Consider the following 16068-nt stretch of genomic DNA (forward strand, 5'->3'; position numbering starts at 1 on the left):
GTGAAGACGCTTCTTGGCATCACTTTGGCTGCGGCCATGACCTTCAGTACTCCCTTTCTGCGTGCCGAAACGCTGGACGCCGATGACATCGCCTTCCAGGCACTCAGCCCGGTGGTCACCGCGTTACTCAACAGCGAAGACGCTGACGAATTAATGGCCCGAGCCGAGAAGCTCGAGGACACCGATACCTTGCAGGCCATCGCTGTTTACCTGGCGGCCAGCCGTGAAGACCCAAAGCAATTGTTGGCGCCCTATCAGGTGGCGGCGCTTTTTGCCCGTCGCGGCGATGACAAACTGGCGGAGCGCTTTCTGAAGGAGGCCGATGATCGAGGGATGTGGTTCGGCCCGTTGTTGGCGGGTGACGAAGACTTCGCCGATCTGCGCCAAACGTCCACCTACAAAAGCGTGTTGGCCAATGCCCAGCAGCGCTATCAAAAAATCGCGCCAGGCAAGGTCGGTGCTATTTCGGTGCTCAATCCTCCCGCCAGTGTTCCCGTGCCTGCGGCTTGCCGGCCGGTGCTGGTCTGGCTGCATGGTTATGGCGTCAATGGTGAGGTCGATGAGGATTATCAGCCGCTCGCGGACACCGGGGCGATCGTCCTGGGCATCAACGGCACCGAAATGATCAACGCTGTCGACAGCTTCCGCTGGATCGGCCCAGGCTTTGAAGGCACGCATAAAGCGGTACAGAACGGCCTGAAAGAATTGGCGGCGCAGCAATGCATCGACCGCAAGCATGTTTACCTGATGGGATTCTCCCAAGGCTCGCAACATGCCGGTGCGCTGTTGGCGCAGCACCCGGACGATTACGCTGGCGCGCTGCTGCTGTCGCCCGGAGGTATGCAACCGACACCAACGACGAGCAAAGCTCATGGGAAAAAGGTGTTCGTGATCAATGGCAAACTGGAAGGGCCAGGCAATCAACAGATGAGTGCTGATTTTCGAAAGTTGTTCAGTGACGGAAACGAGGTTAAATCCACCACTCATGATGCTGGGCACACGTTCCCTGACGACTGGCGCACATCGTTGCCGCAAGCGTTGCGCTGGATGATGGGTAGCGAAGCTTAAGATCAACAGATCGTCAGCTCCTACCCAAGCGTTAGCTCGGTGCAGGTGTTGGCGATCTTTTCGTTAGGCCGTGGTCTGGCGGTCCGGTTCACACCCCTTCAGCACCAACCGGATAATCGTCTGCGCCGCCGCTTCATAGTCCTCTTCATCCAGCTTGGCCTTGCCAGTGATGGCCGTGATCTGCCAGTCAAAGTCGGCATAGGTCTGGGTCGCGGCCCAGATGCTGAACATCAGGTGGTTGGGGTCGATCGGGGCGATTTGCCCGCGGTCGATCCAGGTCTGGATGCAGTCGATGTTGTGCTTGGCCTGGCCGTTGAGTTGCTCGACCAGGTCGGCGCTCAGGTGCGGGGCGCCGTGCATGATCTCGCTAGCGAACACTTTCGAGGCAAAGGGCAGGTCGCGAGAGATTCGGATTTTCGAGCGAATGTAGCCGCTCAGCACTTCGCTGGGCACGCCGTCGGCGTTAAACGGCGTCGAGGCCTGCAGAATCGGCTCGATGATGCTTTCCAGGACCTCGCGGTAGAGGTTTTCCTTGGATTTGAAGTAGTAATAGACGTTGGGCTTGGGCAATCCCGCCTTGGCTGCGATGTCACTGGTTTTGGTCGCAGCGAAGCCCTTGTCCGCAAATTCTTCACTGGCGGCACGCAGGATCAGTTCTTTGTTGCGCTCGCGGATAGTGCTCATAAACCAGGGGGTTCCTTGCCTGTTCTGGCGGTTGCGCATGGTAGCACCGGGCTCGCGCGGCGCTCAAGAATGCCCCGTGTGGCGCTCGGTCGCGCTATGCTGCGCGGCATTCATTCAAGAAGGAAACCTGATTCATGGCAGGAAGCAGTTTGCTGGTGCTGATCGACGACATCGCCGCCGTTCTCGACGATGTGGCGTTGATGACCAAAATGGCCGCCAAGAAGACCGCCGGCGTGCTCGGCGACGATCTGGCGCTCAATGCCCAGCAGGTCAGCGGCGTACGCGCCGAGCGGGAAATCCCGGTCGTGTGGGCCGTGGCCAAGGGCTCGTTTCTCAACAAACTGATCCTGGTGCCGTCGGCGCTGGCGATCAGCGTGTTCATCCCGTGGCTGGTCACGCCGTTGTTGATGGTCGGCGGCGCCTACCTGTGTTTCGAAGGTTTCGAGAAACTCGCCCACAAATTCCTGCACAGCCAGGCTGAAGACCACGCCGAACATGCAGAGCTGGTCGAGGCCGTGGCCGATCCTGCGGTCGATCTGGTGGCGTTCGAGAAAGACAAGATCAAGGGCGCCATCCGCACCGACTTCATCCTGTCGGCGGAAATCATCGCCATCACCCTTGGCACCGTGGCGGATGCGTCGTTGACCCAGCAGGTCATCGTGCTGTCGGGCATCGCCATTGTCATGACCATCGGTGTTTATGGCCTGGTTGCGGGTATCGTCAAGCTCGATGACCTCGGCCTGTGGCTGACCCAGAAGCCTGGACAGATGGCTAAAAGCATCGGCGGCGGGATTCTGCGTGCGGCGCCGTACATGATGAAAAGCCTGTCGGTGATCGGCACGGCAGCGATGTTCCTGGTGGGCGGCGGAATTCTCACCCACGGCGTGCCGGTGGTTCATCACTGGGTTGAGAGCGTCAGCGCAGGGGCTGGCGGTGCCGGGTTTATCGTGCCGACGTTGCTGAATGCGGTGGCGGGGATTTTGGCGGGTGCCGTTGTGTTGGCCGGTGTGATGGTTGCTAGCAAAATCTGGAAAGCGGTGAAAGGTTAAAAACTCTAAGTGCCCACAGTTCTTTCAGACTTACCCTACAAGGCAATTTTTGGTGTTCTCGTAAACTGCGCTCCGCTATTTGGGCTGTGATGGCCTGAATAGATTTTCCGGTAGCGAAAGGGTTTAGGGATGAAGTGGTATTTGCAGGTGTTGAGGAAGTACGCCGTGTTTAAAGGGCGTGCCAGCAGGAAAGAGTATTGGATGTTTGCTCTTGTCGAATATTGCTTGATTTCATTCTGGTGGGCGTTTGGAGTATGGTCGGATTTGCTCCATGAACGAGTTTACTTGCTGCTCTTGCCTGTGTATTCGGTGTGCGTTATCTGCCCTAGGTTGGCGGTTACGTGGCGGCGCTATCATGACTTGAACAAAAGTGGGATTAACATTTTATGGTTATTTGCTCCATTGGTTGGTCCGATTTTGGTTCTTATATCTATGGTTACGCGAGGAACGAAGGGTGAAAATGACTACGGCGCAGCCCCCCAAGAATCGTAAATAATCTATGGGTAATTGAATAAAAAAGGCCATTCGATTCGCATCGAATGGCCTTTTTTGTTGCCGATGGAATTACTCGGCGATCTGCAACTTGCGTGACTCGGTATACACGTAACGCACTTTCTCGTATTCGAACGGCGAGTTCAGCTGGCCGTAGCGGAAGCTGTTCTGGTAGCGCTTGTCGACGCCGCGCAGGACCCAGACTTCAGGATGGTTGGAGCTGACTTCCGAGACGTTCAGGAAGTTGATCGCCGATTCGGCGCTGAAGTCCACCACCAGGCCGCCGGTGTCGCGGATGTTCGATGGGCCGAGGATCGGCAACACGAAGTAAGCGCCGCCCGGTACACCGTAGAAGCCCAGGGTCTGACCGAAGTCTTCGCTCTGGCGCGGCAGGCCCATGGCGGTGGCAGGGTCCCACAGACCGGCGATGCCGATGGTGGTATTGAGCAACAGGCGCGCAGTGGTTTCCATCGAACGCTTGCCTTTGAACTGCAACAGGCTGTTCATCAGGTTCGGCACATCGCCGAGGTTATTGAAGAAGTTGCTCACGCCGGTGCGCAGGAAGCTCGGCGTGATGTAGCGATAACCGTCGACCACCGGCAGGAACACCCATTGGTCGAAGCGGTAGTTGAAGTGATAAACCCGGCGGTTCCACTCTTCCAGCGGGTCGTAGACGGCCAGCGCGTTGAGCGTCGAACGCTCGAACTCGCGCTGATCCAGCCCCGGGTTGAACTTGAGTTTGCTCAGCGGTTCCTTGAAGCCGTCACTGTCGACCACGACAGGGGCGTTAGCTTTGCTGTTGTCTGCATTGGCGACGCCTGCACAGAGTAACGCAGCGATAAGCAGGAGGTATTTAGCCACGGAAGAACTCCAGCATAGCGTCGCTGTTGACGCGGTAATTAAGGTTGCCGCAATGGCCGCCCAGTGGATAAACGGTCAAACGATCGCCGAAGGTCTTGCGCAGGAAACCGAGGTCGCCCGGGCCGAGGATCACGTCGTCGGCGTTGTGCATGACGGCGATTTTCGGGCTGTCGTGCAGGTAATCCTTGAGCGCATACAGGCTGACCTGGTCGATCAGTTGCAGCAGGCTGCCGCCGTCGGTGCGGGCGCGCCACATCGGGATAACCTGCTCGGTGATGTAGCAGTCGAAGTCGCATTGCAGCGCACGCTTGAGGAACGGTGTGAGGCTGGTGCCTTCGGTGATCGGGTATTTCGGCGGGGTGATCAGGCCGCGGCGGTTGATCAGGTCCGAGGTGAAGGCAATGTCGGCCGCCGAAAAGCGGAACGAAGTGCCGATCAGCATGGCCATCTGTTCGTTGGTCAGGTGCTGCTTGGACTGCTGGAAGTCGTAGAGCAGGGCATCGTTGAGGTCGATGTAGCCTTTTTGCTGGAAGTAGCGGGTCAGCTTGTTCAGCACCAGTTCATAGAAGGTGGTGCTGTTGTTGATGCCCTTGACCTCGGTCTGGACCAGCTTGTCGAGGTTGGTGATCGAGGTGTAGAGGTTGACGGGCGGGTTGAGCAGCAAGACTTTCTTGAAGTTGAAGCTGCGACGGGTTTCGTCCAGATGCGCGACGAAGGCCGCGTCCAGCGCACCCAGGCTGTAACCGGTCAGGTAGTAGTCGGTGACGGCGACGTGCGGGTTTTGCGCCCGCACGGCCTGCATCACCCGGTACATGTCTTCGGCGTCTTCCTTGGTGATACCGGGTGTGGCAAAGCGTGAAGCCGCGCTCATGAAGTCGAAACTGGTGGGCGACGACAGTTGCACTACGTGATAACCGGCCTTGTAGTAGAGCTTTTTAAGGTACTCATTGAGGCTGCTGTCATAACGCGCGCCGGTGCCAGCGATCAGGAAGATCAGCGGCGCGGCCTTTTCTTGCGTGGCGATGCGGTAGGTCAGCTTCTTGACTGGCCAGAAGTTGTCCGGCAATTGGAATTCACGCTCCGGGCGCAGTGTCACGCTGCGTGTCTGCTGATCGATGTCGTCGTCCAGCGGCAACTCCGGACGCAGGTCCGGCGGAGTCGTGGCGATGGTCGCCTCGAACGGGTTGGTCAAGGGGTAGCCATAACTGGCGGCGTCGATATCGACCGCCAGTGCGGACGCACTCAAAATAAGGCCGCCAAACAGGGCGGCGAAGCGCAAGGAACGGAGCATGACTAGATCCCTTAGAGGAAGGTGCCGAATGAAGTTCGCAGGCTATGACCACGGGGTTTGCGCCAAAGTGCCATGCTGCGGCACCAATCAGGGCGAATTTCGGATCAATAGTAGCTGGACGATACACTTTGCAGCTATTTGGTGAACAATTATCTGTTGCGCGCGTTTGCTTGACGCTGTCGGGGGATTAAGCTGGCCGCCGTTTTCGTTTATTGGAGTGCTTCATGTCCCGCCGTCTGCCCGTGACTTTGTTACTCGTTTTGCTGCCGTTATGGCTCGCTGCCAGTTATGGCGCGCGTTATGGATTTATGGAGGATGCGCAGTGGGTCGGCATCTGCGTGGACGAGGCGAGCCGCTGGGAATGTCAGATTCGTTCGAGCCTGGGCTTGATGATTCATTTCAAGGTGTTGGGCTTCGCCGCACTGGCCGCCGCGATCATCGGTTTTGTGGTGCCGGGCCGGGCCGGGTGGTGGCTGGCGGTGTTGGCGCTGGTGTTCGGGTTTCCGGCGCTGGCGTTGTACAACACGACCTTGGCCGTTTTTGCGGTGGTGATTGCGGGGTTGCGGCTGGTTCGGGCGTCTCGTAGCGCCTGATAGTCCGTCTTCGCGGGCAAGCCACGCTCCCACAGGGTTCTACAGTGCATACAACTTTTGTGTACGACAAAGATCCTGTGGAAGCGGGCTTGCACGCGATGAGGCCAGTCGCGGCGCTGAAGATCAGGCCTTTCGAACCCGCAAACTGCGCCACAACGCCGCCACCATCAACACACTCACCAGCGCCCAACCCCAGGCCTGCTGGTTCTGCAAGCCTTCAACGAACAACTGCGGCGCAATGCCGGCGCCGATGATGAAGGTCAGCAGGGCGATTTCACGGCGTGGCACGCTCACCGGACGGCACAGGTAAACCAGCGCCGGCAGGATAAATGCGACGCTAGGAAAACTGCGATAGCGCGGATCGAACACCAACTCCAGCATCATCACCGCCGCCGCAAAACCTGCCGCAGCGACCAGCCAGCCCGCTCGACGCTCCAGCGCGTTGAACGCACGCTCACGCCAACCAGTACGAGCGCTCAGGGTCAGCGCGGCATGTGCCAGCACCAACAGATTCAAACCCGTCAGCAACGCCACCCACAACCATTCACTGGCAAAACGCGTCGTCACACGCGCCAGATCGCCCCAGGCGCCAATTGAGCAAGCCGCCAGTGCGCCGAGCAGCGGCAGCACCAGTGCAGCGCGGGTGGTGCGTACACGCCCGCCAATGATCAGCGTGCCAAGAAAGATCAAGCCGCCAACGGCCAGCCACTGCGACCAGTACGGCACGTTCGACACGGGACCGGCCAGCACACCCTTGTCCTGGCGATCGGCATCGAACAGCCCCCAGTAACCACCGACCGCACCTTCGCTGGCACGCTTCCAAGGCTGGTCGAAGGCTTCGATCAGGTTGTAATGCCAGCCTTGTTGCTCGGCCATGATGACAAAACCGCGAATGAACTTGGCTTCGTTAACCCGGCTCGGCAGGGCGGTTTCGCGCTGACGGCCTTCGCTCGGCCAGCCGGTTTCGCCAATCACCACGTCCTTGGGCGCGAATTTGTTGCCGAACACCTGACGCACTTCGGCCACATGCTGCAGCGCGGCATCGATGTTCGAGGGATCATCTTCCCAGTACGGCAGCAAATGGATAGTCAGGAAATCCACCGCCGGGGCGATTTCCGGGTGCTTGAGCCAAAACTCCCAGACATCGGCGTAAGTGACCGGCTGCTTGACCTGGCTTTTGACTTTATTGATCAGCTTCGCCAGTTGCGCACCGGTGACTTCCTTGCGCAGCAGGGTTTCGTTGCCGACGATCACCGAGGTCACCACGTCCGCGTTGGCGTTGGCCGAGGCGATCAGCAGGTCGACTTCTTTCTCGGTGTCCACCGGGTTGCTGTTGACCCAGGCGCCGATCATCAGTTTCAGCCCATGTTTGCGCGCCAGATCGGGTAACGCCTCGAGGCCGGTCATGGAATAGGTGCGGATGCACTCGAAGCTTTTGGCCAGCAGCGCGAGGTCGGCGTCCATGCGTTCGGGGCGCAACTTGAACGGCACGTCGAACGGCGACTGGTCCTTGTCGAACGGGGTGTACGAGGCGCATTGCAGCTTGTGCGTCGCGCTGGCCACGTCCGGCAGAATCACCGGTTTGCCGAGGCCGTACCAGAAGCCGCCAAGGGCAAACAGCCCCAGCAGGCAAGCGAAGAGATAAGCCAGAAAAGGAAAGCGGGATGTCGCGGGCATGGTCAGGCCGTCTGGGAGCAAAGCCGCGCATGTTACCTGCATTTGCCCCGCGCTTGGGCTCTTGCATGATTTTGACATGCAAAGTTCAGGCGGATTGGTCGGCGCATTCGAGGCGGTCGTGATTAATGGCGTTCTGATGTCGTTTCTCGATGCCTTGAGGTCGTTGACAGCACAGGTTCGGGTTGTCGTCAGGTTGATTATCGAGGCATCAGTGCTCCCATGGAAAATCACGCTGATGTTCGAACGAGTTTGCGGTGGGCGTGATGGGGGCGCTGTGCACCATAACAATACGTTGACGCGACTCGGCACCCGTCGAGCGCAGCACTTTCGGGGAAGTAACGATGAAGATGCGACGACTTTTAGGCGCAGGTGCCGCTCTGGTGCTTGCGATTGGCTCCACGATGGCCAATGCCGAGAGCAAAACCCTGAGCATCGGTTACGTTGACGGTTGGTCCGACAGTGTCGCGACCACGCATGTGGCCGCCGAAGTGATCAAGCAAAAGCTGGGTTATGACGTGAAACTGCAAGCCGTCGCCACCGGGATCATGTGGCAGGGCGTGGCCACCGGCAAACTCGACGCCATGTTGTCCGCCTGGCTGCCGGTGACTCACGGCGAATACTGGACCAAGAACAAGGATCAGGTCGTCGATTACGGTCCGAACTTCAAGGATGCAAAAATCGGCTTGATCGTGCCGGAGTACGTCAAGGCTAAAACCATTGATGACCTGAAAACTGACGACACCTTCAAAAAACGCATCGTCGGCATCGACGCCGGTTCGGGCGTGATGCTTAAAACCGAGCAGGCGATCAAGGATTATGATCTGACCGGGTATCAACTCAAGGCCAGTTCCGGCGCCGGCATGATTGCCGAGCTGACCCGTGCCGAGAAGAAAAACGAATCCATTGCCGTGACCGGTTGGGTGCCGCACTGGATGTTCGCCAAGTGGAAACTGCGCTTCCTGGACGACCCGAAAGGCGTTTATGGCGCGGCTGAAACCGTGAATAACATCGGCAGCAAAGAACTGGCGACCAAGGCACCGGAAGTTGCCAAGTTCCTGAAGAACTTCCAGTGGGCCTCGAAAGACGAAATCGGCGAAGTCATGTTGGCGATTCAAGACGGCGCCAAGCCTGAAGCCGCAGCGAAAGATTGGGTGGCCAAACACCCTGAGCGCGTTGCAGACTGGATCAAGTGATTTGAGCTGACGGCTCTAGTCAGCACCTCTCAAGGCCCCTTGGCATATTGCCAAGGGGCCTTTTGTTTTTTTGTAGGAGCCAGGCTTGCCGGCGAAAGCGATCGTGAGGACGCCTTCGCCGGCAAGCTTGGCTCCTACAAAAGTTGCGTCACACCAGAAAATGGCGATTCTGTCATGTCGTTCTAATACTAAGGTCGTCTGGAACCTGCCCCGCAGCCGCATAGAGTGGATAACGTTCCAACTTCATCTGTGCTGCGAGGATAAAAACAATGAACGACAGCATTTACCTCTCGATTCAAAACAGCCCGCGCTTCAAGGAGCTGGTTAGTAAGCGAGAAAGGTTCGCCTGGATTCTTTCGGCGATCATGCTTGGGCTTTACTCCGGATTCATCCTTTTGATTGCTTACGGGCCTCATATTCTGGGGGCGAAAATCAGCCCCGAGTCTTCGATTACCTGGGGGATACCGATTGGTGTCGGGCTGATTCTCTCGGCCTTTATCCTGACTGCAATCTATGTGCGACGCGCCAATGGCGAATTCGACGACCTGAACAATGCGATTCTCAAGGAGGCTCAGCAATGATCCGGCGTCTAATGGCTCTATTGAGCATCGCAGCCTTTGCACCTGGCGCCTGGGCGGCTGAAGCCCTGACTGGCGAAGTGCACAAACAACCCCTCAACGTTTCTGCGATCCTGATGTTCGTGGCGTTTGTCGGTTTGACCCTGTGCATCACTTACTGGGCTTCCAAGCGTAACAACTCGGCGGCCGACTACTATGCGGCTGGCGGCAAGATCACCGGTTTCCAGAACGGTCTGGCAATTGCCGGTGACTACATGTCGGCGGCGTCCTTTCTGGGTATTTCCGCTCTGGTGTTCACCTCTGGCTACGACGGCCTGATCTACTCGATCGGCTTCCTGGTGGGCTGGCCGATCATTCTGTTCCTGATCGCCGAGCGCCTGCGTAACCTGGGCAAGTACACCTTTGCCGACGTGGCGTCCTATCGCCTCGGGCAAACCCAGATCCGCACGCTGTCCGCTTGCGGTTCGCTGGTGGTGGTGGCGTTCTACCTGATCGCGCAAATGGTCGGTGCCGGCAAGCTGATCCAGCTGCTGTTCGGTCTCGACTACTACGTTGCGGTAATCCTGGTCGGTATCCTGATGTGCATGTACGTGCTGTTCGGCGGCATGCTGGCGACCACTTGGGTGCAGATCATCAAGGCTGTGTTGCTGCTGTCCGGTGCCTCGTTCATGGCGCTGATGGTAATGAAGCACGTCAACTTCGACTTCAACGTGCTGTTCTCCGAGGCGATCAAGGTTCACGCCAAAGGTGAAGCGATCATGAGCCCGGGCGGACTGGTGAAAGATCCGGTGTCCGCGTTCTCCCTTGGCCTGGCACTGATGTTCGGTACCGCGGGCCTGCCGCACATCCTGATGCGCTTCTTCACCGTGAGTGACGCGAAGGAAGCTCGCAAGAGCGTGCTGTATGCAACCGGCTTCATTGGTTACTTCTACATCCTGACCTTCATCATCGGCTTCGGCGCGATCTTGCTGGTGAGCACCAACCCTGCCTTTAAAGATGCGGCTGGCGCGCTGTTGGGCGGCAACAACATGGCGGCGGTGCACCTGGCCAACGCGGTGGGTGGCAGTGTGTTCCTGGGCTTCATCTCGGCGGTGGCGTTCGCGACCATCCTGGCAGTTGTAGCTGGTTTGACCCTGGCCGGTGCTACGGCGGTGTCTCACGACCTTTACGCCAGTGTGATCAAGAAGGGCAAGGCCAACGACAAGGATGAAATCCGCGTCTCGAAAATCACCACCGTTTGTCTGGGTGTGTTGGCGATCGGTCTGGGCATTCTGTTCGAAAGCCAGAACATTGCGTTCATGGTGGGCCTGGCGTTCTCCATCGCGGCGAGCTGCAACTTCCCGGTGCTGCTGCTTTCCATGTACTGGAAGAAGCTGACCACACGTGGTGCGATGATTGGCGGCTGGTTGGGGCTAATCAGTGCTGTTGGTTTGATGGTGCTTGGGCCAACCATTTGGGTGCAGATCCTGCATCACGAGAAGGCTATCTTCCCGTATGAGTACCCGGCGCTGTTCTCCATGGCCATTGCGTTTATCGGGATCTGGTTCTTCTCGATCACTGACAAGTCGACGGCTGGCGCTAACGAGCGGGCTCTGTTCTTCCCGCAGTTTGTTCGTTCGCAGACTGGGTTAGGGGCGAGTGGGGCGGTTGCTCACTAAGGCTTCGAGTTTGTCTGTGTAAGTTGCGTTAAGCGAAAAATGCCCCGGTCGAGAGATCGGGGCATTTTTTGTGGGTGATGGTTTTTACTGTAGGAGCGAGGCTTGCACGTGAAGGCGGCCTGATAGCTGACCAATCTCCCTCCCTGGATGTACACCATCCAACTGTGGGAGCTGGCTTGCCTGCGATGGCGGCCTAGTAGCGACCAATCTCTCTCAGGTGTACATATCCATTTCTGCGGTAACGGCCACTTAGGGTTTCGCTCTTACGGCGACTCACTTTTTTTTCAAACGCCAAAAAAAAGTAAGCAAAAAAAGGCTCGCCCCGAGCGTCCGGCCCCTCGCCTGGGCTCGGCGTTCCTTCGCTCCGGTATCCATCCGGGGACACTGCCCTCCGGTCTGCTTCGCGACGACCTACATGCAGCGTGTTCGACTGCGTCGAACGGCGCTGCGCGCCACTCCCCGGATGAACACCTCCACTCAGCCTCCCGAAGGGGCGGGCAGATCAAAAGCTGAAGGCGAGCTAACGCTCGGCCTGATGAGTGGTGAGAAGCAAAAGCCGTACGCCGATCCATTGTGGGAGCTGGCTTGTCGGGTCGCCGCATCGCTGCGAAGGCGGCTTGGTAGTCGACCTGTACTTGCGGATGTACGCCAGCTTCCCAAAGGCCCACTGAGTGCACACAAACAAAAACGGCCTCTATATAAATAGAGGCCGTTCCCGGTACAACTTTAAGACGTTATCGCAAGACAGGTCTTATTTGCGGTCTTCCAGCTTGGTAATGTCACGCGACTCGTAGCCGGTGTACAGCTGGCGTGGACGGCCAATCTTGTACGGGCTGGAGAGCATTTCTTTCCAGTGGGAGATCCAGCCGACGGTCCGCGCCAGGGCGAAGATCACGGTGAACATGCTGGTTGGAATGCCGATCGCCTTGAGGATGATCCCCGAGTAGAAGTCGACGTTCGGGTACAGCGAGCGTTCGATGAAGTACGGGTCGGTCAGCGCGATCTCTTCCAGGCGCATGGCCAGTTCGAGTTGCTTGTCGTGCTTGATGCCCAGTTCCTTCAACACTTCGTCGCAAGTCTGCTTCATGACGGTAGCGCGTGGGTCGCGGTTTTTGTAAACCCGGTGACCGAAGCCCATCAGCTTGAACGGATCGTTCTTGTCCTTGGCCTTGGCGATGTACTTGTCGATGTTCGACACATCGCCAATTTCATCGAGCATGGTCAGAACAGCTTCGTTCGCGCCGCCGTGGGCAGGGCCCCACAGTGCAGCGATGCCGGCGGCGATACAGGCGAACGGGTTGGCACCCGAAGAACCGGCCAGGCGTACAGTGGAAGTCGATGCGTTCTGCTCGTGGTCGGCATGGAGGATGAAGATCTTGTCCATGGCCTTGGCGAGCACCGGGCTGATCGGTTTGATCTCGCACGGGGTGTTGAACATCATGTGCAGGAAGTTTTCCGCGTAAGTCAGGTCGTTGCGCGGGTACATCATGGGTTGGCCCATGGAGTACTTGTAAACCATCGCTGCCAGGGTCGGCATCTTGGCAACCAGGCGGATCGCGGAAATTTCGCGATGCTGCGGGTTATTGATGTCGAGGGAGTCGTGGTAGAAGGCCGAGAGGGCGCCGACTACGCCGCACATGACGGCCATTGGGTGGGCGTCGCGACGGAAGCCGTTGAAGAAGGTCTTCAGCTGCTCGTGAACCATGGTGTGGTTCTTCACGGTGCTGACGAACTGGGCCTTCTGTTCTGCGGTCGGCAATTCGCCGTTGAGCAGCAGATAGCAGGTTTCCAGGTAGTCCGACTTTTCAGCCAGCTGTTCGATCGGGTAACCGCGGTGCAGCAGGATGCCGTTGTCGCCGTCGATATAGGTGATCTTCGACTCGCAGGAAGCTGTCGACATGAAACCAGGGTCAAAGGTGAAACGGCCCGTGGCCGTGAGGCCCCGAACATCGATTACATCGGGACCAACGGTGCCGGTTAAAATGGGCAGCTCGACGGGGGCTGCGCCCTCGATGATCAACTGCGCTTTTTTGTCAGCCATGTGGCCTCCTATTTATGCTTGAAATCATCAGACAGACCCCCCACGCAGGGCCCGCACCACTATAGTGAGATAAATTCGAATGTCAATTTGCCTAAAGTCTTGCTCCAGAAGGCTTTAACCGGACTTTTTCCTCGAAATTGACTGCCATTTACGCCTTTTATCCAACTTGTGCAATGAGCTATTAGGGGAAGGTGAACGCGTTGTCATTAGTAGCCTAACTGTCTATACTCGGCCTCCGACCGCCAGGGGCTTTTGGGCCTGCTTTACTGGGGGTCGCACTCCCTGGGTGGTGGGTACCTGACCAGTGCACTCCCCAACAACTTTGCCCTGATTGTTAGGGGCTCTTCAGTGTGAAAAAAAGCCGTGAATAGCCAACGACCTGTAAACCTAGACCTAAGGACCATCAAACTCCCAGTCACTGCTTACACGTCCATTCTTCACCGAATCTCCGGAATCATCCTCTTTGTCAGCCTGGCCATCATGCTTTATGCATTGGACAAGTCGCTCGACTCGGAAGAAGGCTTCGGCCAGGTGAAAGCGTGTCTGACCAGTCCGCTAGCCAAGCTAGTGATTTGGGGCATCCTGTCCGCCTTGCTGTATCACCTGGTTGCCGGTGTGCGCCATTTGATCATGGACATGGGCATCGGCGAGTCGCTTGAAGGCGGTAAACTGGGCTCGAAAATCGTTATCGCCGTTTCCGTGGTGGTAATCGTTCTGGCAGGAGTTTGGATATGGTAACTAACGTCACGAACCTGTCCCGTTCGGGCCTCTATGACTGGATGGCACAACGTGTGTCTGCGGTCGTTCTCGCGGCTTATTTCATTTTCCTGATCGGATACGTCGTCGCCAACCCTGGCATCGGCTATGCCCAATGGCATGAACTGTTCGCAAGCAACTGGATGCGTATTTTCAGTCTCCTGGCTCTCGTTGCCCTCGGCGCTCACGCCTGGGTCGGCATGTGGACCATCGCGACCGACTACCTGACGCCAATGGCGTTCGGCAAGTCCGCGACTGCAATACGTTTCCTCTTCCAGGCAGTATGCGGCGTCGCGATGTTCGCCTACTTCGTCTGGGGTGTGCAGATTCTTTGGGGTATCTGATTCATGTCTACTACAGTTAATACGCTTTCGTTCGACGCCATCATCATTGGCGGCGGCGGTGCCGGCATGCGCGCTGCGCTGCAGCTGGCACAAGGTGGTCACAAGACTGCCGTAGTTACCAAGGTTTTCCCGACTCGCTCGCACACTGTATCCGCCCAGGGTGGCATCACCTGCGCCATCGCCTCGGCAGATCCGAACGATGACTGGCGCTGGCACATGTACGATACCGTCAAGGGTTCCGACTACATCGGTGACCAGGACGCTATCGAATACATGTGTTCCGTAGGCCCGGAAGCCGTTTTCGAACTCGAGCACATGGGTTTGCCGTTCTCCCGTACCGAACAGGGCCGCATTTATCAGCGTCCGTTCGGCGGTCAGTCGAAAGACTTCGGTAAGGGTGGACAGGCTGCGCGTACATGCGCCGCTGCCGACCGTACCGGTCACGCACTGCTGCACACTTTGTACCAGGCCAACCTCAAGGCCGGCACCGTGTTCCTCAACGAATACTACGGTGTCGACCTGGTGAAGAACGAAGATGGTGCCTTTGTCGGCATGATCGTCATCTGCATCGAAACCGGCGAAACTTCCTACGTACGCGCTAACGCCACCGTATTGGCGACCGGCGGTGCAGGTCGTATCTACTCGTCCACCACCAATGCCCTGATCAACACCGGTGACGGCGTCGGCATGGCTCTGCGTGCTGGCGTGCCGGTACAAGACATTGAAATGTGGCAGTTCCACCCGACCGGCATCGCCGGCGCCGGTGTACTGGTGACTGAAGGTTGCCGCGGTGAAGGCGGTTACCTGATCAACAAGCACGGCGAGCGTTTCATGGAGCGATATGCTCCGAACGCCAAAGACCTTGCAGGTCGTGACGTTGTTGCCCGTTCGATGGTTAAGGAAATCATCGCCGGCAACGGTTGCGGTCCGGATGGCGACCACGTAATGCTGAAACTCGATCACCTCGGTGAAGAAGTTCTGCACAGCCGTCTGCCAGGCATCATGGAACTGTCCAAGACCTTCGCCCACGTCGATCCAGCCGTGTCGCCGATTCCGGTCGTTCCAACCTGCCACTATATGATGGGCGGCGTTGCCACCAACATTCATGGCCAGGCAATCACCCAGGACGCCGACGGCGTCGACCAGATCATTCCTGGTCTGTTCGCAGTGGGCGAAGTGGCGTGCGTATCGGTTCACGGTGCCAACCGTCTGGGCGGCAACTCGCTGCTCGACCTGGTGGTGTTCGGCCGTGCGGCCGGTCTGTTCCTGGAGCAGACCCTGAAAGAAGGCGTTGATTACGCCCGTCCTCGCCAGTCCGACATCGACGCAGCCCTGGCTCGTCTCGATGGCCTGAACTCGCGTACCGAAGGCGAAGACGTCGCCACTCTGCGTAAAGAACTGCAAAGCTGCATGCAGAACTACTTCGGTGTATTCCGTACCGGTGAATACATGCAGAAGGGTATTGCCCAGCTGGCTGATCTGCGTAGCCGTATCGCCAACGTCAAGATCAATGACAAGAGCCAGGCGTTCAACACCGCCCGTATCGAAGCCCTGGAACTGCAGAACCTGCTGGAAGTGGCCGAAGCTACCGCCATCGCCGCAGAGATCCGTAAAGAGTCCCGCGGTGCGCACGCCCGTGAAGACTTCGAAGAGCGCGATGACGTTAACTGGCTATGCCACACCCTGTATTTCCCGGGTGAGAAGCGCGTCGCCAAGCGTGCCGTGAACTTCTCGCCAAAAACAGTCCCGACCTTTGAACCAATGATTCGGACTTATTAAGGGT

The 16068-nt window shown here is 57.8% G+C and carries 15 protein-coding genes; 10 read left to right on the plus strand and 5 right to left on the minus strand.

The features are described from left to right. A complete protein-coding gene (locus ACA075_RS08310; protein WP_497298054.1) occupies positions 1 to 1068 on the plus strand; it encodes an alpha/beta hydrolase in 1068 nt (355 codons plus the stop codon). A gap of 63 nt (positions 1069 to 1131) precedes the next feature. On the opposite strand, the gene ACA075_RS08315 is transcribed toward ACA075_RS08310, so the two are convergent. Further along, a complete protein-coding gene (locus ACA075_RS08315; protein ID WP_497298055.1) occupies positions 1132 to 1752 on the minus strand; it encodes a TetR/AcrR family transcriptional regulator in 621 nt (206 codons plus the stop codon). Between the two features lie 134 nt (positions 1753 to 1886). On the opposite strand from ACA075_RS08315, the gene ACA075_RS08320 reads away from it, so the two are divergent. After that, positions 1887 to 2801, plus strand: a complete 915-nt coding sequence (locus ACA075_RS08320; RefSeq protein WP_497298056.1) for a DUF808 domain-containing protein — start codon at positions 1887 to 1889, stop codon at positions 2799 to 2801. Between the two features lie 129 nt (positions 2802 to 2930). Then, on the plus strand, positions 2931 to 3293 hold the full coding sequence (locus ACA075_RS08325; RefSeq protein WP_497298057.1) for a DUF805 domain-containing protein: 363 nt from the start codon (positions 2931 to 2933) through the stop codon (positions 3291 to 3293). A 72-nt stretch (positions 3294 to 3365) separates the two neighbouring features. Here the strand turns inward: ACA075_RS08325 and ACA075_RS08330 are convergent, their stop codons facing one another. Next, entirely contained in the window at positions 3366 to 4154 is a 789-nt protein-coding gene (locus ACA075_RS08330) for an MlaA family lipoprotein (protein WP_497298058.1), read from the minus strand. Further along, positions 4147 to 5445, minus strand: a complete 1299-nt coding sequence (locus ACA075_RS08335; RefSeq protein ID WP_497298059.1) for a serine/threonine protein kinase — start codon at positions 5443 to 5445, stop codon at positions 4147 to 4149. Before ACA075_RS08335 ends, ACA075_RS08330 begins: the two co-directional genes overlap by 8 nt. Before the next feature lie 224 nt (positions 5446 to 5669). Here ACA075_RS08335 and ACA075_RS08340 point away from each other — a divergent pair, with 224 nt between their 5' ends. After that, on the plus strand, positions 5670 to 6038 hold the full coding sequence (locus ACA075_RS08340) for a hypothetical protein (protein WP_497298060.1): 369 nt from the start codon (positions 5670 to 5672) through the stop codon (positions 6036 to 6038). A gap of 123 nt (positions 6039 to 6161) precedes the next feature. Here the strand turns inward: ACA075_RS08340 and ACA075_RS08345 are convergent, their stop codons facing one another. Beyond that, complete coding sequence (locus ACA075_RS08345) at positions 6162 to 7757, minus strand: glycoside hydrolase family 17 protein (protein WP_497298061.1); 1596 nt, start codon at positions 7755 to 7757, stop codon at positions 6162 to 6164. A 299-nt stretch (positions 7758 to 8056) separates the two neighbouring features. Between ACA075_RS08345 and ACA075_RS08350 the strand changes: the two genes are divergently transcribed. From ACA075_RS08350 to ACA075_RS08360, 3 genes are all read left to right on the plus strand, one after another. Beyond that, positions 8057 to 8908, plus strand: coding sequence for a glycine betaine ABC transporter substrate-binding protein (locus ACA075_RS08350; RefSeq protein WP_109628631.1), 852 nt, complete (start codon positions 8057 to 8059; stop codon positions 8906 to 8908). A 269-nt stretch (positions 8909 to 9177) separates the two neighbouring features. Then, the gene (locus ACA075_RS08355; RefSeq protein ID WP_017337238.1) at positions 9178 to 9489 is read left to right on the plus strand and encodes a DUF485 domain-containing protein; all 312 of its coding nucleotides are present in this window, start codon (positions 9178 to 9180) and stop codon (positions 9487 to 9489) included. Beyond that, on the plus strand, positions 9486 to 11144 hold the full coding sequence (locus tag ACA075_RS08360) for a cation acetate symporter (protein WP_497298063.1): 1659 nt from the start codon (positions 9486 to 9488) through the stop codon (positions 11142 to 11144). Before ACA075_RS08355 ends, ACA075_RS08360 begins: the two co-directional genes overlap by 4 nt. Before the next feature lie 751 nt (positions 11145 to 11895). Here ACA075_RS08360 and gltA read toward each other — a convergent pair. Next, positions 11896 to 13185 (minus strand): citrate synthase, encoded by a 1290-nt coding sequence (gene gltA / locus ACA075_RS08365; RefSeq protein ID WP_131062225.1) that lies wholly within the window; start codon positions 13183 to 13185, stop codon positions 11896 to 11898. A 363-nt stretch (positions 13186 to 13548) separates the two neighbouring features. Between gltA and sdhC the strand changes: the two genes are divergently transcribed. The 3 genes from sdhC to sdhA are packed head-to-tail and all read left to right on the plus strand — an operon-like array spanning position 13549 to position 16064. Further along, on the plus strand, positions 13549 to 13923 hold the full coding sequence (gene sdhC / locus ACA075_RS08370) for a succinate dehydrogenase, cytochrome b556 subunit (protein ID WP_010456855.1): 375 nt from the start codon (positions 13549 to 13551) through the stop codon (positions 13921 to 13923). Beyond that, the gene (gene sdhD / locus ACA075_RS08375) at positions 13917 to 14285 is read left to right on the plus strand and encodes a succinate dehydrogenase, hydrophobic membrane anchor protein (RefSeq protein ID WP_007945134.1); all 369 of its coding nucleotides are present in this window, start codon (positions 13917 to 13919) and stop codon (positions 14283 to 14285) included. Before sdhC ends, sdhD begins: the two co-directional genes overlap by 7 nt. 3 nt (positions 14286 to 14288) lie before the next feature. Continuing rightward, positions 14289 to 16064: a succinate dehydrogenase flavoprotein subunit gene (sdhA, locus tag ACA075_RS08380; RefSeq protein ID WP_497298065.1), complete on the plus strand. Its 1776-nt coding sequence runs from the start codon at positions 14289 to 14291 to the stop codon at positions 16062 to 16064. The last annotated feature ends 4 nt before the right edge of the window (positions 16065 to 16068 follow it).

It is taken from the genome of Pseudomonas sp. LBUM1663, from assembly GCF_059695905.1.

Excerpts from the sequence above, each read along its gene's own strand:
- ACA075_RS08315 (WP_497298055.1), bottom strand. The coding sequence starts at position 1,752 with ATGAGCACTATCCGCGAGCGCAACAAAGAACTGATCCTGCGTGCCGCC.
- ACA075_RS08320 (WP_497298056.1), top strand. The coding sequence starts at position 1,887 with ATGGCAGGAAGCAGTTTGCTGGTGCTGATCGACGACATCGCCGCCGTT.
- ACA075_RS08325 (WP_497298057.1), top strand. The coding sequence starts at position 2,931 with ATGAAGTGGTATTTGCAGGTGTTGAGGAAGTACGCCGTGTTTAAAGGG.
- ACA075_RS08335 (WP_497298059.1), bottom strand. The coding sequence starts at position 5,445 with ATGCTCCGTTCCTTGCGCTTCGCCGCCCTGTTTGGCGGCCTTATTTTG.
- ACA075_RS08340 (WP_497298060.1), top strand. The coding sequence starts at position 5,670 with ATGTCCCGCCGTCTGCCCGTGACTTTGTTACTCGTTTTGCTGCCGTTA.
- ACA075_RS08345 (WP_497298061.1), bottom strand. The coding sequence starts at position 7,757 with ATGCAGGTAACATGCGCGGCTTTGCTCCCAGACGGCCTGACCATGCCC.
- ACA075_RS08350 (WP_109628631.1), top strand. The coding sequence starts at position 8,057 with ATGAAGATGCGACGACTTTTAGGCGCAGGTGCCGCTCTGGTGCTTGCG.
- ACA075_RS08355 (WP_017337238.1), top strand. The coding sequence starts at position 9,178 with ATGAACGACAGCATTTACCTCTCGATTCAAAACAGCCCGCGCTTCAAG.
- ACA075_RS08360 (WP_497298063.1), top strand. The coding sequence starts at position 9,486 with ATGATCCGGCGTCTAATGGCTCTATTGAGCATCGCAGCCTTTGCACCT.
- gltA (WP_131062225.1), bottom strand. The coding sequence starts at position 13,185 with ATGGCTGACAAAAAAGCGCAGTTGATCATCGAGGGCGCAGCCCCCGTC.
- sdhD (WP_007945134.1), top strand. The coding sequence starts at position 13,917 with ATGGTAACTAACGTCACGAACCTGTCCCGTTCGGGCCTCTATGACTGG.
- sdhA (WP_497298065.1), top strand. The coding sequence starts at position 14,289 with ATGTCTACTACAGTTAATACGCTTTCGTTCGACGCCATCATCATTGGC.